General features: G+C 72.1%; 17 protein-coding genes and 1 pseudogene. 8 read left to right on the forward strand and 10 right to left on the reverse strand.

Going from position 1 to position 23,366, the window contains the following annotated elements; translation table 11 throughout:
* Positions 1-187: 187 nt before the first annotated feature.
* Positions 188-343: pseudogene (locus ACFWPT_RS01805) on the forward strand (transposase); the annotation flags it as partial.
* Positions 344-656: 313 nt separating this feature from the next.
* On the opposite strand, the gene ACFWPT_RS01810 reads toward ACFWPT_RS01805, so the two are convergent.
* Positions 657-2,939 (reverse strand): DPP IV N-terminal domain-containing protein, encoded by a 2,283-nt coding sequence (locus ACFWPT_RS01810; RefSeq protein ID WP_380478726.1) that lies wholly within the window; start codon positions 2,937-2,939, stop codon positions 657-659.
* Positions 2,940-3,028: 89 nt separating this feature from the next.
* On the opposite strand from ACFWPT_RS01810, the gene ACFWPT_RS01815 reads away from it, so the two are divergent.
* Positions 3,029-3,697 carry a TetR/AcrR family transcriptional regulator gene (locus ACFWPT_RS01815; protein ID WP_380375793.1) on the forward strand — a complete coding sequence of 223 codons (669 nt, stop codon included), beginning with the start codon at positions 3,029-3,031 and terminating at the stop codon, positions 3,695-3,697.
* Between the two features lie 215 nt (positions 3,698-3,912).
* On the opposite strand, the gene ACFWPT_RS01820 is transcribed toward ACFWPT_RS01815, so the two are convergent.
* Together ACFWPT_RS01820 and ACFWPT_RS01825 are read right to left on the reverse strand one after the other, a co-directional pair.
* Positions 3,913-5,574 carry a hypothetical protein gene (locus tag ACFWPT_RS01820; RefSeq protein WP_380478728.1) on the reverse strand — a complete coding sequence of 554 codons (1,662 nt, stop codon included), beginning with the start codon at positions 5,572-5,574 and terminating at the stop codon, positions 3,913-3,915.
* A 516-nt stretch (positions 5,575-6,090) separates the two neighbouring features.
* A complete protein-coding gene (locus ACFWPT_RS01825; protein WP_380375797.1) occupies positions 6,091-6,663 on the reverse strand; it encodes a hypothetical protein in 573 nt (190 codons plus the stop codon).
* A 225-nt stretch (positions 6,664-6,888) separates the two neighbouring features.
* Here ACFWPT_RS01825 and ACFWPT_RS01830 point away from each other — a divergent pair, with 225 nt between their 5' ends.
* A complete protein-coding gene (locus ACFWPT_RS01830) occupies positions 6,889-9,789 on the forward strand; it encodes a BTAD domain-containing putative transcriptional regulator (RefSeq protein ID WP_380478730.1) in 2,901 nt (966 codons plus the stop codon).
* A gap of 13 nt (positions 9,790-9,802) precedes the next feature.
* Here the strand turns inward: ACFWPT_RS01830 and ACFWPT_RS01835 are convergent, their stop codons facing one another.
* The 3 genes from ACFWPT_RS01835 to ACFWPT_RS01845 all read right to left on the reverse strand — a co-directional run bounded on the left by ACFWPT_RS01835 (position 9,803) and on the right by ACFWPT_RS01845 (position 12,920).
* Complete coding sequence (locus ACFWPT_RS01835; protein WP_380478732.1) at positions 9,803-10,597, reverse strand: hypothetical protein; 795 nt, start codon at positions 10,595-10,597, stop codon at positions 9,803-9,805.
* Between the two features lie 180 nt (positions 10,598-10,777).
* Complete coding sequence (locus tag ACFWPT_RS01840; protein ID WP_380478734.1) at positions 10,778-12,253, reverse strand: ATP-binding protein; 1,476 nt, start codon at positions 12,251-12,253, stop codon at positions 10,778-10,780.
* A complete protein-coding gene (locus ACFWPT_RS01845; protein ID WP_380380060.1) occupies positions 12,246-12,920 on the reverse strand; it encodes a response regulator transcription factor in 675 nt (224 codons plus the stop codon). The genes ACFWPT_RS01840 and ACFWPT_RS01845 overlap by 8 nt, the downstream gene beginning before the upstream one ends.
* Before the next feature lie 131 nt (positions 12,921-13,051).
* On the opposite strand from ACFWPT_RS01845, the gene ACFWPT_RS01850 reads away from it, so the two are divergent.
* Positions 13,052-14,506, forward strand: coding sequence for a DUF2079 domain-containing protein (locus ACFWPT_RS01850; protein WP_380478736.1), 1,455 nt, complete (start codon positions 13,052-13,054; stop codon positions 14,504-14,506).
* Between the two features lie 191 nt (positions 14,507-14,697).
* Here ACFWPT_RS01850 and ACFWPT_RS01855 read toward each other — a convergent pair whose 3' ends face one another.
* Positions 14,698-16,122 carry an MFS transporter gene (locus tag ACFWPT_RS01855; RefSeq protein ID WP_380478826.1) on the reverse strand — a complete coding sequence of 475 codons (1,425 nt, stop codon included), beginning with the start codon at positions 16,120-16,122 and terminating at the stop codon, positions 14,698-14,700.
* Positions 16,123-16,309: 187 nt separating this feature from the next.
* Here ACFWPT_RS01855 and ACFWPT_RS01860 point away from each other — a divergent pair, with 187 nt between their 5' ends.
* Positions 16,310-16,870: a MarR family winged helix-turn-helix transcriptional regulator gene (locus ACFWPT_RS01860; RefSeq protein WP_380478738.1), complete on the forward strand. Its 561-nt coding sequence runs from the start codon at positions 16,310-16,312 to the stop codon at positions 16,868-16,870.
* 9 nt (positions 16,871-16,879) lie between these two features.
* Here ACFWPT_RS01860 and ACFWPT_RS01865 read toward each other — a convergent pair whose 3' ends face one another.
* Both ACFWPT_RS01865 and bla read right to left on the reverse strand, forming a co-directional pair.
* Positions 16,880-17,941, reverse strand: coding sequence for an MBL fold metallo-hydrolase (locus ACFWPT_RS01865; protein WP_380478740.1), 1,062 nt, complete (start codon positions 17,939-17,941; stop codon positions 16,880-16,882).
* 111 nt (positions 17,942-18,052) lie between these two features.
* A complete protein-coding gene (bla, locus tag ACFWPT_RS01870) occupies positions 18,053-18,988 on the reverse strand; it encodes a class A beta-lactamase (RefSeq protein WP_380478742.1) in 936 nt (311 codons plus the stop codon).
* Between the two features lie 115 nt (positions 18,989-19,103).
* On the opposite strand from bla, the gene ACFWPT_RS01875 reads away from it, so the two are divergent.
* The 3 genes from ACFWPT_RS01875 (at position 19,104) to ACFWPT_RS01885 (ending at position 21,999) form a co-directional block, all read left to right on the forward strand.
* On the forward strand, positions 19,104-20,051 hold the full coding sequence (locus ACFWPT_RS01875) for a LysR substrate-binding domain-containing protein (RefSeq protein WP_363367787.1): 948 nt from the start codon (positions 19,104-19,106) through the stop codon (positions 20,049-20,051).
* Positions 20,048-20,998: a serine hydrolase gene (locus ACFWPT_RS01880; protein WP_380380050.1), complete on the forward strand. Its 951-nt coding sequence runs from the start codon at positions 20,048-20,050 to the stop codon at positions 20,996-20,998. Before ACFWPT_RS01875 ends, ACFWPT_RS01880 begins: the two co-directional genes overlap by 4 nt.
* Positions 20,999-21,642: 644 nt before the next feature.
* Positions 21,643-21,999, forward strand: coding sequence for a beta/gamma crystallin domain-containing protein (locus ACFWPT_RS01885; protein WP_063351953.1), 357 nt, complete (start codon positions 21,643-21,645; stop codon positions 21,997-21,999).
* A gap of 269 nt (positions 22,000-22,268) precedes the next feature.
* Here ACFWPT_RS01885 and ACFWPT_RS01890 read toward each other — a convergent pair whose 3' ends face one another.
* Positions 22,269-23,198, reverse strand: coding sequence for a CAP domain-containing protein (locus ACFWPT_RS01890; RefSeq protein ID WP_380478744.1), 930 nt, complete (start codon positions 23,196-23,198; stop codon positions 22,269-22,271).
* Positions 23,199-23,366 lie beyond the last annotated feature (168 nt).

The following is a 23,366-nucleotide window of genomic DNA, read 5'->3' on the forward strand; positions in this document are numbered from 1 at the left end:
GCCACGCCCGGTTCCCCGGCCGCGCCCAGCGCTCCGGGCGATCTCAGCCCCTCGGCGGAGCCCAGCCCCTTCGCCGGAAGCAGCAGCTCCTTCTGATGAGCCCCGTCAGGCCGTGGGAGAGAGTCGGCGATTCGCCGACCTGATGACGGACCTGGAACTGGACACCTCCTACGGCCACCACCTCCCCGTCGCACCCGCCGACGTGCTCGCCGGCCCGGTCGAGGTCGAGGTGCCCCGAGACCGTGAGGGCAGCTTCGAGCCGCAGATCGTCAAGAAACGCCGGCGAAGGCTGACCGGCGTCGACGAGATGGTGCTGGTCGCAGGTGGGCTGAGCGAGGCCGAGGCGAGGATGAAGGCCGACGTCCGGATTCCCGGGCAGGCCGCGATCAAGAAGCACCTCGACGCGATCGAAGGCGACTCCCGGACCGACGATCCGGCAGACGGGTTCCACGGTCCGCCGGCGCCGTGTCCGCGGTGGCATGAGGTATCCACCTACGCGTTCCAGTCCGCGTTCATCGATGCGGACACGGCGTTCGGGAACTGGTTCGACTCGCCGGCCGGGCCGTCGTGTCGGCCGGGCCGGCGGCTACTCGCGGTTCAAGAAGAAGGGCCGGGCCCGGGCAGAGAAGGTGGGCATGGGGAAGGTCCTTTCCACGTCAGCTGAAGAGGGCTTCGAGCAGTTCCAGGGAGAGCGGGACGTCCGCCAGCCGGTAGCCGGCCGGCGGCTCGCGGTGCATGAGGTGGCGCACCAGGTAGTCCCAACGGCGGCGGGCGACGTAGCCGCTGCGGCCGAGGAAACTGTGCTCGACGCCGGGGACTATCAGCAGGTCGAAGTCCTTGTTCGCGTCGATCAGCGCGTCGACCAGCCGCATGGTCAGATGCGGTGTCACGTTGTCGTCCATGTCGCCGTGGACGAGCAGTAGTTTGCCGACCAGGTTTTCGGCCAGCTCGGTGTTGGACAGCCGGGCCCCGGCGTCCGGGTCGAACGGTCCGTCGTAGGACTCGGCCCACAGCGCGTGGTAGTGGCGGTTGTCGTGGTTGCCGGCCTCGGCCACGCCGACCTTGTAGAAGTCGGGGAACGCCAGGAGGGCGCGGGCGGTGGTGAATCCCCCGCCGGAGACGCCGAAGATGCCGACCCGGTCCAGGTCCAGCCACGGACGCGCCTCCGCGAGTTGGCGCAGCGCCGCGACATGGTCTTCGAGCGCACCCGCGCTGCCCATGTTGCGGTGGGCGTGGTCGTGGAAGGCCTTGTCCCGGCCGGGCGTTCCGCGGCCGTCGACGGCCAGCACCGCGAAGCCCAGCGCCGCCACCGCCTCGGCGTCGTAGCCGTAGGCGCCCGGGTCGAAGGAGGCCGCCACCCGGTGGATCTGCGGGCCCGGGTAGGGGTGGTCGATCACCGGGTAGCGCTGCGCGGCGTCGAAGCCGTGGGGCTTGTAGAGGACGCCGTAGATCTCGGTGACGCCGTCGGCGGCCAGGGTCCTGACCCGCTCCGGCGGTGTCCAGCCGGCGGCCAGCAGCGGTGTGATGTCGGCCTGTTCCAGCTCGACCAGCACGGCTCCGCCCCGGTCACGCACGGTGATCGTCGGCGGGGTGTCGACGGTCGACGCGGAGTCGACGAACCAGCGGCCGTGTTCCGGCGCGGTGATCACGTGGTCCAGATCGTCGTCGGTGAGCTTGGCGATCCTGCCGCCGTCCAGGCCGACCCGGACCAGCGACCGTCGGTACGGGTCGGCCTGGACCAGTCCTGAGACGACGGCGTACGCGACCCGTTCCGCCTCGTCGACGTGCACGATCTGCTGCACCGCGAACGGCCCTCGGGTGAGCTGTTCGACCAGTTCCCCGTCCTCGTAGCGGTACAGGTGCCCCCAGCCGTCGCGCTGGGAGTACCACAGCGTCTCGCGGCCGCCGGCGAGCACGTGCACGATCGGCTTCTGGGTGATCTCCTGCGCGGCCTCCACCCGCGTGTCGCCGTGCTCCTCGACCAGGGTGCGCACCTCGCCGGTCGCCGGGTCGAGTGCGTGCAGCCGCAGCGTCCGGAGGTCACGGGGCTGATCCAGGTAGTAGACGGCCGTGCTGTCCTTGGCCCACCACGCCTTCTTCAGCGTGACAGGTGACATGTAGGGCAGCAGGAACGGGTCGGTCTTGGCGGGTGTCACAGTCCGGGACGCGACGTCGAAGACGATCCACTCGCCGCAGGTCATCGGCTCGCCGGGGACCGGGTAGTGGTAGCTGCGCAGGCGCGGCCGGCCGCCATCCGGCGGGACGGCTTCGACCAGGTGCATCAGGGCGACATCGCTCTGGTCGGTGCGGTGGGTGAGGATGCGCGCCGAGTCCGGCGACCACAGCAGCGCCGGCGGCATGTCCGCAAGACCGAGCTTGCCGAGCAGGTGCGTGGGGACCGCCGCGTCGGGGTGGGCCGCGTAGCTGCGATCCGCGGTGCCGTCGGCGGTGAGCGCGAATTCCTCGCCCGTCTCGGCCGAACGCACCCACAGGTCGTGGTCGCGGCGGAACGCCGCCCACTTCTTGTCCGGCGAGGCGACTTCCAGCGGTGAGGGTTCGGCGTGCTTCTCGTCCCGCGCGCACCGGTAGTCGGCCAGCCGGCAGGTCCAGCGCGCGCCGAACGCGTCGAACGCGACCGTCCCGTCCGCGAACTCGACCGCCCGGAACGGCAGTGCGTACGGCTGGACCGGCTGGCCGGCGGCGGACGCCAGCGCGGCGGCGAGCCGTTCGGGGTCGAACGCCGGCCCCCGGGTCCCGGCGGCGGGGTCGACCAGCACGAACTCGCCGCCCCGCTCGGTCTCGACCCGGTACCAGAACCTCTCGCCGCCGCCGATCCAGACGGGCTTCACCTTGGCCCGCAGGGCGAGCCGGGATCGGTTGTGCAGCAGCATCCGCTCAGCTCGGTCGTAGGCAACGGCGGGGAGTGCGTTCGTGGACATCCGGCCTCCTGGAATCAGTCTCGATCCAGGAACAGTACAGCGTACGGTACGCTAATGGAACTGCGGTCCCGAACGAATCAGGAACCCCAATGTCATCGCCCAGGCACAAGACAGCGCCCGCTCGCGCACCCCGCGGCACCCTCAGCCCCGAGGCCATCGTCCACGCGGCGATCGAACTGATCGACCGCGACGGACTGGACGCGGTGACCATCCGTCGGCTCGCCGACCACCTCGGCGTCCGCCCGATGTCGCTCTACACGCACTTCCGCGACAAGGACGCGATCCTCCTCGCCGTCACCGCGGAACTGCTGAGCCGATTCCAGTGGCCCGACCCCGACCTCGACGACGTCGCATGGCTCCGGCAGGTGATGCACGCCTACTTCGAGCTGTTCATCACGCACCCGGCCCTCCTGCAGATCAACGCCCCCTCCGACGGAGTCGGCGACGTCGAGGCCCGCATGTCCGAACAGATCTACGCCCGCCTGGCGCGACTGCAGGTCGACCACCGGACGGCGATCGGCCTGCTGGCCACGCTGATCCGCTTCGTCCTCGGCTGCGCCACGCTCTACCCCGTCCGCCGGGTCTGGGACGAGGACCCGCAGCACTGGGAACGGGTCCGCCAACAGTGGGCCCGCCTCCCGGCCGAGGTGTACCCGGCGATGCACGCCACCACCGTCGACTTCCCGACCTTCACCCAGCGGGACGTCTTCGAGTTCGGCCTCGACGCCATCCTCGCCTCGCTCCCACGATCGCCCTGACGCCCTGACGCCGGCGGCGCTCATGAGCTGCTCTTCCGTGATTGGGAGACACACCGGTCACCGGGCGCTGCCCCGTAATCCCGAAAACACCACACTCACAAGCTCGTTGACATCTCGCATGAGCTGTCAGCGACGCCGTCACGCTTCGCTACCACTGATGATGGGACAGGGCCTCTTCAGGGCCGGGCCGTTTCACCGTCGGTCTGGTTGGGGGGTCAGCTGGTGGGGGTGCCGACGATGTCGGTGAGGTCGACGGTGGCCCAGCTGCCGTTCGGCTGGAGGGCGGTGAGGTTGATGTGGCCGCCGTTGAGGGAGCTGCGGGAGTAGATGGCGAGGGTGCCGCCGGAGTCGGTGGTGGCGCTGACGGCTCCGTCCGTCACCGAGGTGCCGACCTTGGTGGTGAGGTCGGTGGTCGCCCACTTGTCGGCGGTGTCCTTGTAGGTGATCTGCAAGTGGCCGTTGGCCGCATTGGCACTGACCACGCCGGTGACACCGTTCTTCATGGTGAAAGCACTGGGCGCGCCACCGGCCGAGACCGGGGTGCCGACGACGTTCGTCAGGTCGACCGTCGCCCACTGGCCGTTCGCATACCTGGCGGTCCCCTGAAGATGACCGTCCGTGCTGCGGGAGTAGATCATGAGGGTGCCATCGGAGTCGGTGGTGGCACTGACGGCGCCGTCGGTGGCGGGTGTGCCGGCCTGGTTGGCGAGGTCGGTGGTCGCCCACTGGCCGGCGGTGTCCTTGTAGGTGATCTGCAAGTGGCCGTTGGCGGCATTCGCGCTGGCCACGCCGACGGTCCCGTTCTTCTGGGTGAAGGTCGCGGGCGCCCCACCCGCCGATACCGGGGTGCCGACGACGTTCGTCAGGTCGACGGTCGCCCAACTCCCGTTCGGCTGAAGAGCGGTGAGACTCAGATGCCCGCCGTCCGTCGAACCACGCGAGTAGATGGCAAGCGTGCCATCGGGGTCCGTCGTGGCACGGACCGCACCTCCGGTGACCGGCGTACCGACCTGGTTGGTGAGGTCGCTGGTCGCCCACTTGTCGGCGGCATCGCGATACGTGATCTGCAGGTGCCCGTTGGCGGCGTTGGCACTGGCCACACCGGTAACGCCGTTCTTCATGGCGAAGGCACTGGGTGCGCCGCCGGCGGAGTTCGGGGTGCCGACGACGTTGGTGAGGTCGACGGTGGCCCACTTGTCGGTCGGATACCTGGCAGTCCCCTGAAGATGACCGTCAACGCTACGGGTGAAGGTGTAGGCCGTACCATCAGCGCCACTCACCGAACCACCGTCACCCAACGCCGGAACCCACGCCGAACCCGGCGCCGGGTCGTTGACGACGTTCTTGTAGCGCAGCGCCTTGTAGTCGCCGTTCGGGTGCGAGTCGAGGGACGCGGCGTTGATCGAGACGCCGGTCCGGTGCTTCACCGGTGTGCTGCCGAAGGAGTAGTACGAGAAGGTGGTGTGGGCGGCGTCGTCCCACTTCTCGAAGAGGATGACGTGGTCGTAGTACGAGTTCAGGATGTCGCCCGGCATCAGGTCGCTGCGGCTGATCTGGTAGGTGAAGCTGTCCGCGAGGCCCTGCGTGTTGGCGCTGGTGCCGAGGTGCCAGGCCATCGAGACGTAGCCCGAGCAGTCCGTGCGGTAGCCGCGGCCGGAGGAGTCCGGGTACGAGCCGCCCTGGTCGTAGCCGATGTTCTTGCCGTACCAGAACTGGGCGCGGGCGAGGATCTCCGAGCGGGTGATCTGGCCGCCGACCGAGGAGGTCGTCGCCGCGTACGAACTCCCGGCGGTGACGGCCGTGACGACCACGGCACCGGAGGCGGCGATGGCGGCGGCGAGCGTGACGCGCAGCAGCTTGGACGTCTTCGAAGGCATGACGGTGCTCCAGCGGGGAGAGAGGGGTGGGATCGGCCGCGCGTGGTGCTCGGCACACACCGGGCCGTGACGGCTGCCCTCCAGGAGCAGCGGTCGGTGACACCTGGTCCGGTGCGCTGCCCCGGGCAGGTGCTCCCTGGCGGCGGTCACCAGTCTCACCACAGGTCAGGAGCCTCGAAAGGGCCTTCGGCTGGCCTGAATCGGCCCAGGCCCGTTCCGGCCAGCCCGGAGGTTCCGGCGCTCTCCCTCGCCGGACTCGACCCCGCCGGCGGCCCCACCTCGACAGCGCCGGCGGCGCCGCTGGCGCCAACGCCCAGAACGCCTCCGGAGCCCGCGGGGCGACGGCTACGTCCTGATCACCTGGTGACCAGTTCTGCACCAACGGCTCTGTCCCGTCATCGCTGGTGGCGATGCGGGACAGGTACCGCTGGCAGGTCATGCGCCCCTGCCCCGGCCTTGCCCCTGCGGCTGCGGGGGGTTGCCGAGGTTGCCGGGGAAGGACGTCGGGACCGTGGCTCAGCCGAGCGTCAACGACTTGGAGTGGGTCCGCCAGGCCTCGTCCACCGAGACGGTCTCACCCTTGTAGCTGGGGCTCTCGTAGCCGGTGGCCTGGAATCCGGTGAACAGGTTGAACCAGCAGTTGGCGTACGGGCGCACCGAGTAGACGTGGTCCTGGAGCGGGGCGGGGATGTCGAAGGAGTAGTCGGCGGCGTTCCCGTTGTAGCACGCGTGCGGGCCGGTGAAGGTCACCGATTGGCCCCCGAAGAAGAAGTCCTGGTAGATCGTCCCCAGGACCACCAGGTCGGAGAGGCCGGCCGGGCTGTTCAGCTCCTTGGCGAACGCGCTGTCGCGGGCGGCCTCGGCGGCGGTCGGCGGAGCGTCGGCGACCCGCCCGCCGGTGGCATGGCTGATGGCCTCCCGGTAGGTGCCGAAGCACTGCGCCTGGCCGCCCTGCGCGTTCACCACGCAGTGTCGGGTCGAGTCTCCGGCCGTCGTGGGTCGAGCGACGGCCGTGGCCGCGCCGGACAGGGACAGTGCGATCGCCGTCGCCGCGAGGACGGCTCCGATGCGCTTGAGGGAGCGTGCCATGGTTGATCAACTCCTGGGTCGAAGACCGGCGCCTTTCGGCCGGTGCACGGCAACCCTCTCAATCGGCTGCACGATTCTGGCATGATCTGATCACTGCTTTATCGTGACGCGCGCTGCCGCGTACCGGCACGTGACAGCTCAGGTGACACACCCGGGCGCGGGGTGACGCTTCGTCAACACCGGCGCCTCCCAAGGGGGGTGCCTCGGTATCGCCGGTGGGGGGACATGGAGTTCAGGATCCTGGGGTCCCTGGAGGTGTGCGCCGGGGCCGCTCCCGTACGGTTGGGCGGGCGCCGTCAGCGGAGTCTGCTGGCGATGCTCGTGGCGCACTCGAACCGGACCGTCCCGGTCGCCCGACTGGTCGACACGGTCTGGGACCAGGACCCTCCGGCCACGGCGGACCGCCAGATCCGCAACATGGTCGGCCTGCTGCGCCGCATGCTCGGCACGGGGGCGGCCTCCCCCATCGTGACCGACGGCGCGGGCTACCGGCTGGTGGCGGACGACGCCCGGGTGGACCACCGCCTGTTCGCCTCCCGGGTCGCGGCGGCAGCGGACCTGGACGCGGCGCAGGCCGTCCCCCGGTTGCGCGAAGCCCTGGAGCTGTGGCGCGGCCCCGCGCTGGACGGGTTGCCCGGCCTGGTCTTCGCCGCTCTCGCGGCCGGCCTGGAGGAGCAGCGGATGGCCGTGCTGGAGCGGCTCTACGAACTGGAGCTGGAGGCGGGGCGGCACCGCGAGGTCGCCGCGGAACTGACCGGCCTGGTCGCCGATTTCCCGCTCCGTGACCGCCTGGTGCGGCAGCTGCTGACTGCCCTGCACCGCTCGGGCCGACACGGCGACGGGCTGGAGGCCTACCGGCGCCATGCCTCCCGACTCTCCGAGGACCTCGGGCTGGACCCGACACCTGAGGCCCAGGCCCTCCAACGGGCCCTCCTCCTCCCCTGTCCGGCACCGACACCCTCACCGGCACCGACCACCCATCCGGCACCGACCGCCCGTCCGGACCGGACCGCCCCGACCACCGGCGTCGCCCCTGCGGCGCCCCCGGCAGACCCGAGACCCGAGCAACTCCCTTCCGGCCTCTCCGTTTTCGTCGGCCGCGCCCCCGAACTGCTCGTACTGGACCGGGTGCTGGCCACCGGGGAGCCCGGCGCCCGCCCAACGGCGGCACCGTGCGCCGTGATCACGGGTGCCGCCGGGGTCGGGAAGTCCGTGCTGGCGCTGCACTGGGCCCACCTCACGCGGGAGCGGTTCCCCGACGGACGGCTGTTCGCGGACCTGCGGGGCTGGTCCGCCGCCGGCCCCCGCTCCCCGCACGGGGTGCTGGCGGCGTTCCTGCGCGCGCTGGGCGTGACGGCCGAGTCCATACCGGCCCAGCTGGACGAGGCGTCCGCGCTCTACCGGTCGCTGCTGGCCGGGCGGCGGATGCTCGTCGTCCTCGACGACGCCGCCGGCCCGGAACACGTCAGGCCACTGCTACCGGGCGGCAGCGGCTGCGCCGTCGTGATCACCAGCCGGGACCGTCTCACCGGACTCGTCGCCCGCGAGGGCGCCCACCGGGTCGCGCTCGACGGCTTCACCCCCGCCGAGGGGCAGGCGCTGCTCGCCCGCATCCTGGGCGCCGACACCGCCGGCACCGCCGAGGCGCAGCGGCAGGCCGGCGCCCGGCTGCTCGACGCCTGCGGGCACCTCCCGCTGGCGCTCGGCATCGCCGCGGCCCAGCTACGCGATCGGCCGCAGCGTGATCTCGTCGCCTTCGCCGACGAGCTGGCCTCCTCCACCGACCGCCTGGGCGCCCTGGAGGCCGACGGTGACGACCGATCCTCCCTGCGATCGGCCTTCGGCGTCTCCTACCAGGCGCTCGACCCCACCGCCCGACGCCTGTTCCGTCGGCTCGGCCTGTTCCCGGGGGTGGACATCAGCGCCCCCGTCGCCGCGGCCCTGTCCGCGTACGCCGTCGACGCGTGCGAACGGCTCCTCGGCCGCCTGACCACCGCCCACCTGCTCGCCGAGCCCTCACGGGGCCGCTACCGATTCCACGACCTGCTGAAGCTCTTCGCGGCCGAGCTGGGCGCCCGCGAGGAGAGCCCGGAGGAACAGCGGGAACTACACGAGCGCTGGCACGCGTGGTGCCTGCACCACGCGCACGCCGCTGCCCGGGTGCTGACCCCCGGGCGGCGGCGGGTCCCCCTCGGCCCGCCGCCCGGCGGCCTGCGGGTGGCCGACCTCACCGGCCCCGAACAGGCCACCCGGTGGTGCGACGACCAGCGGGCGAACCTGCTCGCCACCGTCCGCCACGCTCACGAACGCGGGGACGACGAAACGGCCTGGAAACTGCCCGCGCTGCTGTGGAGCTACCTCCACCGCGCTTCGCCGCAGACCGAAGGGGTGGCCCTGGGCCGGACGGCCGTGGCCGCCGCCCGCCGCCTGGGCGACCTGAGCGCCCAGGCGCACGGCCTCAACGACCTGGGCCACGTCTGGGGCGCCCTGGGCGAACTCACCCTGTCCCGGCGGACATTCCAGCGGGCCAGGGTCCTCGCCCACAACGCCGGCGACCGGTGCGCCGAAGGCCGGGCCCTGGCCAACCTCGGCGCTTACCACTACTTCACGGGCCGCTACGCCGACGCCGGGGAGTACTACGAGCAGGCCCTCGACCTGCTGACGGCCGACGGCCCGGAGACCGATGACTGGACGGCCGACCTCTGCCGTACCAGCCTGGCCCCGACCTACCTGCTCCTGGGCCGCTACCAGGAAGCATCGGACCACGCGAGCCGCGTGCTCGCCCGGCCCAGGGCCCAGCGGAACGGGCCGATGGACTGCTCTCTGCTCAACACCCTGGCGGCGGCGCAGCACGCCCTCGGGCGGCCGGAGGAGGCGGTCGGGCATTACGAACGGTCCCTCGCCGTGAGCAGCCGCCTGACAGGCTATCCCGCCCAGCGGGCCCACGCCTTGGCGGGACTGGCCGCCGCCCACCGGGCACTGGGGCGCGAACAGCGCTCCCGTCAGGCCTGGGACGCCGCGCACGAGATCTACGCGGAGCTGCCGGCGCACCAGCTGACCTCGAACCTGCCGATCCTGGCCGCACTGGGTTTCACTCCGCCCGCCACGACCGACCGGCGGCGCTAGCCTCGGCCGACTGTCACGTGTCGGAACGACGTCGGAGCCGTGCCGTGGCCAGCACTCCCAGAACCACCAGCAAACCGCCGACCGCGATCCCGACGTGCTTCGCGCTCAGCAGGCGGTTACTCCTGCCTTCGGCCGCGGCGGAGCGCGGAGGAGGGGGGATGGTGGCCCCGGAGCTGGGGGTTTCCGACGCAGACTGGCCGTCTTGAGGACGGTCCGTCGCCTGGGGTGACGGGGAGCCGGACGGGTCGCTCCCGTCGGCGGCTCCACCCCCGTACAGAAGAGCGCCGTCACCGCGGTCGCCGTCACCACGCTCACCGCCGTCGTGCTTGTCGATGCAGTGGGTGGCCGGGAAGGAGAAGACTCGTTCGTGGCGGTCGAACGCCTTCACCACGAAGAGCGGGTGCTCCCTGAAGAAGTCACGAATCTGCCACTCGTACTGGTTGCTGGTCTGGGTGGGATAGTTCACGTCCAAATACGTTGAAGGAGCGAAGTTGTCCCATGGTGCTGCCGGCGACGAGGACGGGGATGACGTGGACCCCTGGAGAACGAGAGCCTCCGGCCCGTGCCGGCCGTTCTTCAGGATGATTCGGAAGCTCTGGTCGATGAGGATGACACGGCGGGCACTGTGGCAGTCACGCGGGGGATTGTGGTCGTGGTGTCCTCCCTCCCCCACGCCGTCCCCGTCCTGAATCCACAGGGAGCCGAACGCATGCCGTGCGGACGCCTGCGCGGCGACGTCCGCCGACGGGGACGCGAGGGCGATGACCGCGCCCGCCAGCGAGGCTGCGACCCGGGGACGGCGATTCATCCAACGACCTCCATGGGTGGCGAACACGCTGGACCGCCCGCTGGGCGACGCGTCCGAATCTCAGGAGAAGTTAAGAGGAGTCGACTCGTCACATCGTGAGCCTCCCTGGGGAGCCCTCCTTTTGTCACTCAGCCGCAGCAGTCGGTTGACGACCTGGTCAAGCGCTGGGCCGGGCGGGGCTCACGGAGTGCGGGCGGGGTGGGGTGGCAGGGGGAGGCGGAGGAGGAAGCGGGCGCCGGTGGGGGAATCGGCGAGGGTGAGGGTGCCGTGGTGGCGGGTTGCCAGGTCGCGGGCGATGGCGAGGCCGAGTCCGGCGCCGCCGGTGTCGCGGGTGCGGGCCTCGTCGAGGCGGGTGAAGGGGGCGAAGACGCGTTCACGGTCGGGGGCGGGGATGCCGGGGCCGTCGTCCAGGACTTCGAGGACGGCCCAGTGGCCGTCGGGGCCGGGGTCCTCGGTGAGGGTGACGGTGACGCGGTCGGCGGCGTGGCGCAGCGCGTTCTCCAGCAGGTTGCGGAGCAGGCGGTGGAGTTGGGCGGCGTTTCCGGGGACTTCCAGCGGGCGGTCGGCGTGGACGGTGATCCGGCTGGTGCCGTGCGGGAGTTCGGCGGCGACGTCGCGGGCGAGGTCGGTGAGTTCGACCCGGGTGTGGTGGGCCGGTGCGGCGACGGGCGGGCGGGCGAGCAGGAGCAGGTCGTCGGCGAGGTGCTGGAGGCGGACGGTGTCGGCGCGGGCGGCGCGGACGACGGTGGGCCAGTCGGTGCGGTCGGGGTGGGTGAGGGCGACCTCCAGGGAGGTGCGCAGTCCGGCGAGGGGACTGCGCAGTTCGTGGGAGGCGTCGGCGACGAAGCGGCGCTGGGCGGTGACGGCGTGGTCGAGCTTCTGGAGGGTCTGGTTGGTGGTGGTGGCGAGGTGGGCGATCTCGTCGGCGGTGGGCGGGACGGGGACGCGCCGGTCGAGGTGCTGGGCGGTGATGGAGGCCATCTGGGCGCGGATCGCCTCGACCCGGCGCATCGCCCGGGCGGTGACCGCCCAGGCGATGGCGGCCACCAGCAGGACGGCGAAGGGCCCGGCGACCAGCAGCAGCCGTTGGACGGACTCCTGGACGCGTTCGGCGTCCCAGGGCGGTACGACCAGGTAGGCGGTGACGGTGCGCTCGCCCCGGTCGGGTTCGCCGAAGCCGGACTGGATGGAGTAGCCGCTGATGCCGCCGGCGCTCTGCCCGTACAGGGGGAGGGTGTGGTGGGCCAGGCGGCTGGCGGTGGCGGTGGCCGGGGCGTCGAGTGTGAGGGTGCGGGAGACCTGCTCGTCTGCGGGCAGCGGCGTGAGCTGGGCGGCGACCTGGGCGCGGAAGGGTTCGAGGTCGGGGCTGACCTCCAGGAGCCGGCCGGAGTCCAGGACGAGGGCGTAGGTGCGGTCGCCGCCGAGCAGTCCGCTCGCCGGGACGTGGCCGGTGCGCATGTCTGCGACCGCCACGTCGAGGCGGGCCTGCGCGGCAGCCTTCGCGTCGTCCAACTGGGAGTCGTAGAGGCTGTGGCTGAGCCAGAACGCGCCCGCGGTGAAGGCGGCGGCCGCGGCCAGGCCGGCCGCCGCCGCGGAACGGGCCCGCAGCGAGCGCAGTGAGCGCAGCAGCCGGGGCAGCCGCGGCGGCCTAGCCACGGGAGTCCAGCCGGTAGCCGGTACCGCGCACGGTGAGGATGGAGTTCCGGCCGAACGGGACGTCGATCTTGCGGCGCAGGGCGCTGACGTACACCTCCACGATGTTCGGGTCGCCCTCGTAGCCGCTCTCCCAGACCTGGTCGAGGATGGTGGTCTTGGCGACGACCTCGCCGGGGCGTTCGGCCAGGCACTCCAGGACGGCGTACTCGCGGGGTGTGAGGGCGACCGGGGTGTCGGCACGACGGCAGGAGCGGTCGGCGGGGTCGAGGACCAGGTCGCCGACGGTCAGCGCGGGCGGGCGTTCGGCGCCGCCGCGGCGGACCAGGGCGCGCAGCCGGGCCACCAGGACCGGGTAGGAGAAGGGCTTGGCGAGGTAGTCGTCGGCGCCGGTGTCCAGGGCCTCGATCTCGTCGTACTCGCCGTCCTTGGCGGTGAGCATCAGGATCGGGGTGGTGACGCCTTCCTGGCGCAGTTGGGCGCAGACCCGGTAGCCGTTGAGGCCGGGGAGCATGACGTCCAGCAGGATCGCCCGGTAGTCGCCGGTGCGCGCGTACCAGAGGCCGGAGCGGCCGTCGTGGACGACGTCCACGGTGTAGCCCTCCGCTTCGAGCCCGTCCCGGAGGGCGTCGGCCATCCGGGTCTCGTCCTCCACCACCAGTACGCGCATGCGTCTCAGCATGTCACGGGGGGTGTCGCGGTTCCTGAAGGTGCTTTCAGGCTCTTTCAGCGGATCTTCAGAGGGCGGGTCGGACGCTTCGGGGGTCGCCCCACGTCCGCCCTACCGCGAGGTGAGCCCCCGTGACTCTGACCCTGACCCGCGCACCCCGCGCCACGGTCGAACCCCAGCTCCAGGCCCAGTCCCAGCTCCAGTCCCAGCCCCAGGCCCGGCCGGGCCGGACCGCCCTGCTGCCCTGGGCGCTCGCCGCCGCGCTGTTCGCCGCCTACGGCGCGCTGTCCGTCTCCCGCCATCTGCACCTGCGGACGTCCGGCTTCGACCTGGGGATCTTCGCGCAGGCCGTCCGCGGCTACGCCGAGGGCCGCGCGCCGGTCTCCGAGCTGAAGGGGCCGGGGTTCCACCTGCTCGGGGACCACTTCCACCCGATCCTGGCCACCCTCGCACCGCTCTACCGGGCGTTCCCCTCCCCGCTGACCCTGCTCGTCGCCCAGGCGGCGCTGCTCGCCGTGTCCGCCGTCCCGGTGACCAGGGTGGCGGCGCGGGCGGCCGGTCCGTGGGCGGGCGCTGGCATCGGCGTCGGGTACGGGCTGTCGGTCGGCCTGCAGCAGGCCGTCGGCTTCGACTTCCACGAAATCGCCTTCGCCGTACCGCTGTTGGCCTTCACCCTGGAGCGGCTGACGCTGCGGAGGTGGCGCGCGGCCGCGTGGTGCGCGCTGCCGTTGCTGCTCGTGAAGGAGGACCAGGCGGCGACGGTCGTGGCCGTCGGCTGCTACCTGTTCTGGCACGGCCGCCGCCGACTCGGCGTGGGCGTCGTCGCGCTCGCCGCCGCCACCGTGGCGCTGGTGGTGCTGGTCGTCATCCCGGCCCTCAACCCCGACGGCGTCTACACCTACCTGTCCAACGTGGACGGTCCGGCCGGCGACCCCGTGACCAGGCTGCTCCTGCCCGCCCAGAAGTGGGGGACCGTCGCCGTGCTGCTGGCCCCCACCGCGTTCCTGGCGCTGCGTTCGCCGCTGATCCTGCTCGCGCTCCCCACCCTGGCCTGGCGGTTCTGGTCCACCAACCCCGCCTACTGGGGGACGGGCTTCCACTACGGCGCCGTCCTGATGCCGATCATCTTCGTCGCCTTCGCCGACGCCCTGGCCCGGCTCCGCGCGCGGCACGGCCTGCGGCGGTGGACGGCCTGCGGCCTCGTGGCCGTCGGGCTCGCGGTGACGGTTGCCGCCCTGCCCTTCCGCCCCCTCGCCGAGCTGGCCCGGCCCGCCACCTGGCAGCGCGACGCGACGGCCGACGCCGTGCGCGGGGTGCTGCGGGTGATCCCGGACGGTGCGCAGGTGGCTGCCGCCAACGGCATCGCGCCCCAACTCACCGACCGCACCCGGGTTTTCCTCTTCCCGCACTACCCCGGAGGACCCGGCGCGAAGCCCGACTGGGTCGCGGCCCCCGACCACCCGCGGGACGGCCTCTTCCCCGCCGGCCAGGAGGCCGAAGCCCTTCGCGCCCTCCCCGCCGCCGGCTACCGTCCCGTCGCGAGCGCCGGCGGCGTCACCGTCTACCACCTCGGCGCGCGGGAATGACGGCCTCCTGCGGAAGCGTCGGCCACCGGGGTGCGGGCGAAGGACACGTGCGCTGCGGCAGGCACCAGGTAGCCGGCCCCGGCCACCCGGGCCGACTCCAGGCCGCCAGTGACGTAGTCGTTGTGCACGTGGGTCTCGGCACCGACCTGGCCGCTCAGGTCGCCGGTGCGGCGCGGTCTCCCGCCCCGGCGTCAGACGGCGAGGTGCCTGGTGCCGGGGTCGGTGGCGGCCTCGGGGGTTGCGCCGTGCTGCTCCTCGTCGGGGCGGGCCTCCCTGGGCAGGAGGAAGGTGATGGCGAGGAATGCCACCAGCAGGCACGCCTGGACGATCAGCGCGTGGTGGAAGCCGGTGGTGAAGTCGCCGGTCCTGACCTGGTCGAAGAAGACCGAGCCGAAGACGGCGACGCCGATGGAGCCGCCGACCGCCTGGACCGCGGTCAGGACTCCGGATGCGGAGCCGATCTCGTGGTCGTCGACGGCGGCGAGGATGAAGCTGAACAGGGCGGCGATCACCATGCCGGCGCCGATGCCCGCCACGACGGTGCCGGGAACGACGTCCCAGATGGAGAAGGTGGCGGTGTCGAGGCCGTCGAGTTCGAACCACAGCGCGGCCGCACCGGCGAGCTGGACCAGCGGTCCGATCTGGAGCACGCCACGGCCGATCCTGTTCACGAGGAAGGCGCCGCTGACGGCGCCGCCGATCGCGGTGCCCACCGCGAGGGGCAGGTTGCCCAGTCCCGCCTCACCTGCGGTGAAGTGCCTGCCGATCTGGAGGTAGAGGGTCAGGACGAGCTGGGTGCCGATCATCCCGCCGAAGAACAGGGCGATGCCGCCGAGCCCGACGGTGAAGGCGGGCTTGCGGAGCAGGGCGGGGGTCACCAGCGGTTCGCGGCCCGCGGCGGCCGTTCGGCGCTGCTGAAGGGCGAACAGGGCGAAGCCGATCACGGAGGCGGCCATGCTCAGCCAGGTCCACAGCGGCCAGCCGTCCTCCTGTCCCTGGTTCAGCGGCAGCACGAGCAGGGCACACGAGGCCACGATCAGGGCCGCGCCGGTGATGTCGACCCGTACCGTGCGGCTGCCCGCCCTGTCGGGGACGAACTTCGCGGCGACGATCAGGGCCGCGAGTCCGATGGGCAGGTTGATCAGGAACACCGATCGCCAGCCGAGGCGGAAGAAGTCGCCCTCGACGAGGAAGCCGCCCAGGACCGGGCCGATGATGCCGCCCAGACCGAGGACGGGCCCGAAGATCGCGAAGACCTTGGTGAGCTCGGGGCCGGAGAAGTTCTCCCGCAGCAGGCCCAGGCCCTGGGGCAGCAGCAGCGCCCCGGCGGTGCCCTGCAGCAGGCGGAAGGCGATCAACGACTCGATGTTCGGCGCGAGCGCGCACAGCAGCGAGCTCGCGGTGAAGGCGGCCAGGCCGATCAGGAACATCCGGCGCCGGCCGTACCGGTCGCCGAGGCGGCCGCCGAGGACCAGGCCGGCGCCCAGGGTGAGGGCGTAGCCGCCGATGACCCATTGCAGTCCGACGGGGCCGGAGCCGAGGGATTCCTCCAGGTCCGGGCCGGCGACGTTGACGATCGAAGCGTCCAGGAGGTCCATGATCTCGGCCGTGATCATGACCGCCAGGATCAGCCACCGCCATCGGTAGGGCTCGGTGGTGGTGCCGAGGGTGGGGGCAGGGGCGGACACGAGCAGATACCTCCATGGTGAAGTAATTTCACAGTGAAGGTAAAATGGTGGAGATAGGTTGTCAACCTGGAATGCCGATGTGACCGCGCGGCGGACGACAAGGGTGGAGGGTCCCGTGGAAGAGGCCAAGCGCGACAAGGCCGCGGAACAACGCGACAAGGTCGCGGAACAGCGCGAGCGGCTGACTGAAGCGCTGAGGATCTACGGCACCCACTACACGGAGCTCGGCCGCCGCTTCGCCGCCTGGCTCGGCCTGCACTCCACCGACGCCACCGCGCTGCTCCAGATCACCGCCGCCGAGGAGCGCGGAACCCCCCTGTCACCGGCACGGCTCAGCGAACGGATCTCCCTGTCCACGGGAGCGACCACCGCACTCCTGAACCGCCTCGAAGCCGCGGGACACATCACCCGCGCCCGTGAACACACCGACCGGCGCATCGTCACCCTGCGCGGCGGCGGGCACATCCGGGAACGGGCGGAGGAGTTCTTCGACCCGGTCGCCCACCGCCTCGACGCCGCGATGTCGAACTACCCGCCCCGGCTCCTGGAGCAGTTCGAAGCATTCATGGCCGACCTGAACACCGCCTTGGACACCCACCTCGGGGAACAGGACTCGAAGGCGCCGCACTCCCCCGGCACGTCCGCCCCCGGCACGTCCGCCCCCGGTCGGGAATGATCCGGACGCTCAGCAGCAGGTGAGCGGTGCCGCGACGGCCCGGGCCGTCGGAGCCTCGGCGTCGGCGATCCGGCCGCGCAGCATCGCGTCCATGACTGCCATGTACCGCTGCGTCCGGGGGCCGCCGAGGAGGAAGGGGTTCGCGGCGCCGGGCGGCTGGTGGCGCAGTTGTTCGGCGCGTTCGAGGCCGTGGTCGTTCGGGTGGTTGGAGAGCTCGACCTCCACGTTCGCCCGGCGCATGACGGCCCGGAAGGCCTGGACGGACGCGAGGAAGGTGCGCAGTTCCTCCACCGTCGAGGGCGGGTTGAGGCCGCCCCACAGCATCGCGCTGTGGTGCCGGCGGCCGGCCCGGACGGGGATGATCGGGGAGACGGTGCCGGGGGTGTGGCCCGGGGTGTGGTGCAGCTCGATCGTCGTGCCGCCGAGCGTCAGCTGCTCGCCGTCCGCGATGTCGAGGTCCCGGGCGGGGGCGTCGGCCGGGCGGGTGCGGGCGAGGAGGTCCCAGTCGGCCGGGGACATGTGCACGCGGGCACCGTAGCGGTCGGCGAAGGTTTGCGCGCCGCCGAAGTGGTCCGAGTGGCCGTGGGTGAGGACGACGTGCTTGATCGCCGCCGGATCGGCTCCGACCGCGCGCAGCCCGGGGACGATGATGCCGTCGGCGTCGGCCGGGGAGGTGAGTGCGTCGATCAGCACGATGCCGTCGTCCGTCAGCACCGCCATCGCGGAGACCCAACCCGCGCTCAGGAGCACGAGGTTGTCGAACAGCTTGACGGGCGCAGGCGCGGGCAGTTGGGGAAGGTCGGAGCCGGGGGTCAGCGCCGTCACCAGGGCGCGCAGCACGGGGTCGTCGCCGGCGAGGCGGCGGGCGCGGTCGTAGTGCGGGCGGGAGGCGGACGGCGTACCCGCGGAGGTGGACGCCGGGGCCGGGGCGGAGGCCGGGGTCGAGGCGGAGGCCGGGGCCGAGGCGGCGATCGGCGCGGCTCCGGCGGCGATGCCCAGGGCGGCGAGCTGGGCGAAGCGGCGTCTGGTGAAGTCGGCGTCCGTGGCGGTCCGGCGGGTGGGGTGGATCACGGCGGTCGGGGCTCCTGGTGGTCGGCGCTCATGGCGGTCAGGGCTCTTGGCGGTCGGGGGTGTTGGTGGTCAGGGCTCTTGGTGGTCAGGGGTGTTGCTGCTCGGGGGTGTTCAGCCGAGGGCGCCGACGACGGTCTTGGTGGCCTGGGCGATCAGCGCGTCGTCGGAGGTGGCGTCGGCCTTGCCGCGGTCGGACAGGACGACGATCACGACCGGGCTCCGGCCGCCGGAGGGCCATGCGACGGCGGCGTCGTTGCGGGTGCCGTAGCCGCCGTTGCCGGTCTTGTCGCCGACCTTCCAGTCGGTGGGCACGCCCGCGCGGATGTAGGGGGCGCCGGTGGTGTTGCCGACGAGCCAGTCGGTCAGCAGTCGGCGCCGGTCCTCCGCGAGGACGTCGCCGAGGGCGTAGCGGCGCAGGTCGGCGGCGAAGGCGCTGGGGGTGCTGGTGTCGCGGGTGTCGCCCGGGGTCGCCTCGTTGAGGGTGGGCTCGGTGCGGTCGACGCTGGTGGTCTGGTCCCCGAGGTCGCGCAGCGACTGCTGGACGGCCGCCGGGCCGCCGAGCTCGGCCATGACGAGGTTGGCTGCGGTGTTGTCGCTGTACTGGATCGCGGCGGCGGCCAGATCACGCACCTTCATGCCGGTGGCGACGTGCTGCGAGGTGATCGGCGCCCACGACAGCACGTCCTCCTGGCGGTACGCGACCACCTTGTCCAGCTCCGCGTCGGAGGCCTTGCGCAGGAGGGCGCCGGCGGCGAGCGACTTGATCGTGGACGCGAACGCGAACCGCTCGTCGGCCCGGTAGGCGATCTCCCGGCCGCTGCCGGTGTCCACCGCGTACACGCCGAGGCGGGCGCCGAACTGCTGCTCAAGCCCCTTGAAGGAAGCACTCGTCGTATCCGCCACAGGCATCGCGCTGGATGCCGCGGCGGGCGTGCCGGCAGTCGCATGGCTAGTGAGTCCCGCAGAGCCGCACCCGCTCAGCAGGGTGGCCGCGAGCAGGGCCACGGCGGGCAGCACGGTACGGGGGCGGCGGAGGGCAGTCGTCATCGGTGGTCTCCCAGGTGGTTCGTGTCGTCACCCTCAGCTAAACAGGCCGTCGGGCCATCAGTCCAAGACCACTATGGTGAAGAGATCGATATAAGAATGCCTATGATTGCTGGCCATGGACCTCTTGGGGCACCTACGCCACTTCCGCGCTGTCGCCGAGGACCGGCACTTCGGCCGCGCCGCCGAGCGCCTGCGGATCGCCCAGCCCTCGCTCTCCCAGCGGATCAAGCGTCTGGAGCGCGAGCTCGGCGTGACCCTGTTCGACCGCGGCCCGCGCGGAGTCGAGCTCACCCCGGCGGGCCTGCTGCTGCTCGCGGAGGCGAAGGAGGTGCTGGAGAGCACCGCCCGCCTCCTCGCCACCGCCGCCGACCTGCGCACCGGCCGGGCGGGCACCCTGCGCGCGGCCGTGCCGCCCGAGCTGGGGCCGGCCGTCCTGGCCGCGCTGCTCACCGGCTTCGAGAGCGCCTCCCCCGGCACCCGGCTCGAACTGCGGGAACTGCCGGTCGCGGTCATGGCGCGCGAACTCGCCCAGCACACGGTGGACGTCGCCGTCGTCCGCCACCCGTGTCCGGCCGCCGGGCTGGCGTTCGGGCCGGTCCTGCACCAGCCGCTCGGCGTCCTGCTCGCCGCCGGGAGCCCGGACGCCGACCGCCCGGAGCTGGCCGTGGCCGAACTGACCGGCCGGCGCCTGGTGTTCTTCCCCCGCGCCACCGCCCCCGCGCTCTACGACGAGATGCTCACCACCCTGACCCGGCACGGCTGCACTCCCGAGGCCGTCGTCGACCCGCCCGGCCCGGACGTCGCGGGCGCACTCGTGCTCACCGGCAGCGCCGTCGCCCTGGTGCCACGCACCGCACCGCCACCGGGTACAGTCTGGCGTCCGCTGACCGGCACCCCGCTGGCCTGGCGCACCTCCACGGCCTGGCCGACCGGGAGCGGCGGGCCCGCCGTCCGGCTGTTCGCCGAGGCCGCCCACGAGGCGCTGACCGAACACGGCGGCCTCCTGCCCCAGCCGCCCAACCCCCCGCTCTTCCCCCGGCCCGCAATGGAGTTCCCGCTGTGACCAGCGACCGCGCCTTCGGCAACCGCGCATCCGGCGACCGCCCCGCCGGCGCCCGCACCGCGCGCGCCCGCATCGCCGCCGCCTTCGCCGACGCCGGCGTCAGCGGCCGGCTGCACGTCCGCGACCTCGACACCGGCACCGAGATCGCCCTCGACGCCGACACCCCGGTCAGCACCTCCAGCGTCCACAAACTCTGCCTCCTGGTCACGCTCTTCCGCGAGGCCGCCGCCGGACGGATCGACCTCACCCGGCAGGTGGACGTCCCCGCCGCCGGCCGCACCTCCGGAGGCACCGGCCTGGCCGCCATGCTCGACGCCGCCCGGCTCTCCCTGCGCGACCTCGCCTACCTGACCGTCGCCGTCAGCGACAACGCCGCCGCCGACGTCCTCTGGGACGAGATCGGCCTCGACACCGTCAACCGCACCATGGCCGACCTCGGCCTGACCCGCACCGTCGCCGTCCACAAGCTCCGCGACCTCATCGCCGCCCTCGCCGAGGACACCGGCCGCGACTCCCCCGTCGACCCCGCCGTCGTCGCCCGCCTCAGAGTCCTCGACCCCACCTTCACCAACCGCAGCACCGCCCGCGACATGACCACCCTGCTCGCCGCCCTCTGGCACGGCGACGCCTGCCCCGGCGAACACGGCGCCGCCCTCCGCCGCCTGCTCGGCCTCCAGGTCTGGCCGCACCGCCTCGCCTCCGGCTTCCCCTACGACGACGTCCGCGTCCACGGCAAGACCGGCACCCTCCCGACCCTGCGCCACGAGGTCGGCGTCGTCGAATACCCCGACGGCGGCCGCTACGCCCTCGCCATCTTCACCCGCGCCGCCGCCACCACCATCACCCTCCCCGCCGCCGACGCCGCCATCGGCACCACCGCCCGCCTCGCCGTCGACGCCCTGCGGGCGATGGCGACCGGGAGGGGCGGCGGCCCGCAGGCCTCGTAGTGCTTCGTTCCTCGGCATCTCGAAGCATGAAGGGCCGCCACCGACCGCTTCGGCGCCGTCCAGGGCTACCCGGGCAACCGCCGCCCCGCCCCGGAGGTCCCCGGCACCCTCCTCAAGCCCCGCGGCCGCACCCGCTGACCCGCGCGTTCGACGGGCACGGAGTCGCTGCGCGCCTTGGTTGCGGGACAACCCTCAGCGAGTTCGGCCACCTCACCGCCCGGCCGGTTCGTCCTCACGCCCCCGGCGGTCGGCCGGGGGCGTGAGGACGCCACCCCGCCCTCACCCGGCAACACCCGACACGTCATGCGCGAACTCGCCAGCCCCACCCCCCTCTCCCAGCCAGGTGCCCCCAACATCTGTCGCACGCGGTCGGCGGTCGGACCATCACCCCACGTCAGAGCAGCCGGTAGGCGATCTCGGTCGACGGCCCGTCCGCCCGGCCCCGGAACCACTCGCGACACACCAGAACAACACACCCCACGCCTCGCCGAAAGTCCGGATGGAAATGACCGAGAACAAGTAAGGTCGAGGTTTGTTCGATTGACCCTCACAAAGGCGGTCTGGATACTGATCGAGCACGACGCAACCGAAACTCGTTGCGAAGCGGACTCCGATTCGAAATTTCATCCGGCTGAGGAGAATCCATGATCTCGAAAGCGAAGAAGGTCGTGAGCTCGTTGGCGATGGCCTTCGCCGCGGCGGCCACGCTCACCGTGGCCGTGCCGTCCGGCAACGCCTTCGCCATCGACCACGTCCAGTGTGACGGGAGCCGCAATGACTTCCTGAAGATCTGGTCGCACCTCGACGGCCGTGACAGCGTCGACTGCTACGCGAACGGGGGGACGATCGGCTTCGGCGGGTGGTGGATCGACCGGATCTCCACGGGGAACAACGACCTGGTCTACTCCGACGCCAACGGCGACTCGGTGAGGGTCAACCGCTGGACCGACATCACGTACCCGAACCGCCCGCCGAGGGTCAACTCCATCCAAATCCTCTGACGAACCGGCGGAGCGGGACCCGAACGGAAATTCGCCCGGCCGCATCACCGCAAGTCCCCGCAGCGATTTGATCGCCGTCGAATTTTCTGTGACGTGAATTCGCTCAATTCCGGTCCACCGGCGCCGGCCATGCCCTCCAGGGGCTGGCCGGCGCCGGCATGTGGTGTCACGGCTGCCCGCCGAACCCCAACGGTCGCCGGAGTGTGCTCGCCCGCCCCGGCCGGGCACCACCGTCGGCCGCTGCCCCGGCGGGGCGGTCGCGGTGGGGGTCAGCGGGTGCTGAAGTCCGCGTTCCAGGAGGCGTTGCCGGTGCGGGCCAGGCCGACCTCGTTGTAGTCGCCGAGCATGATCCCCAGGTGGCCGGGCGACTTGATCCAGCCGTCGACGGCGGCGTCGATGTCGGTGGGGCCGTAGAAGGCGATCTCGCCGAATCCCCTCCCGACGTAGCCGAGGCCCCGCGCGATGCTGCCCGAGTCGCAGAAGTGGCCGGAGACGCGACGCTGGTCCATCTGGTCGGCGTTGCACTTGGCGGCCTGGGAGAGCGTCTGGTTGAGGCGCACCGCCGGCTTGCCGTTCTGGGCGCGCACGGTGTTGAGCCGGTCCAGGAAGCGCTGCTCGACGGAGGTGCCCGGGCCCGGGCCCGGGCCGGTGCCCGACCCGATCAGGTCGAACCGCTGGGACATGCTGCCGTCGCAGTTCTCGACGGTGACCTCCCGGTCGAGGCCGTGGTAGGTCAGACAGCGGTTGTCGCGGGCGTTGTGGAGGTAGGTGCCGCCGCCGGCGGCGGGCTCCAGGGTCCACTGCTGGTTGTCGCCCGCCCACCAGTGGATGAACTGGGTGGACCGGCCGTCGTTGGTGTCCATCTCCAGCACCCGCTCGGTGCCGTTGACGTTGCGGGCGAAGTCGACCCGGTCGCCGGGCTTGTTGGAGATCCAGAACGAGGTGGAGGCGTTCTGGTAGTTGCGGGCGACGATCCGGGAGCCCTCGCCGTCGGAGCTGGCCAGCGAGTTGTGGTTCTGGTGGTCCTGGATCGTGATCATCTGCTCGACCACGGCGGCGTTCGCCGGCGCGGCGAGCAGCGTGATGCTGCTCGCGGATATCGCGGAGACGGCGAGCGCCAGGCCTGCCAGCCGGGTGCGGCGGCGGGTGCCGGTGCTCGGACGGAGGCGGAGGGTCCGGGTGGTGGACGGGTGGGACACGGGAATCTCCTGTTGTCGGTGGACCGCGTGCGGATGCGACTGCGGAACGCGGTCAGGACACCAGGACTGGATTGACGATCGATCAGCAGCGTGTTGACGAACTGCCGTGCGCGGCCCCGCGCGGGCCCCCAGGCCGGCCGCCCCCGACAGTTTGGCAGGCTGAAATAC

Source organism: Kitasatospora sp. NPDC058478, from assembly GCF_042720345.1.
Lineage (GTDB): Bacteria > Actinomycetota > Actinomycetes > Streptomycetales > Streptomycetaceae > Kitasatospora.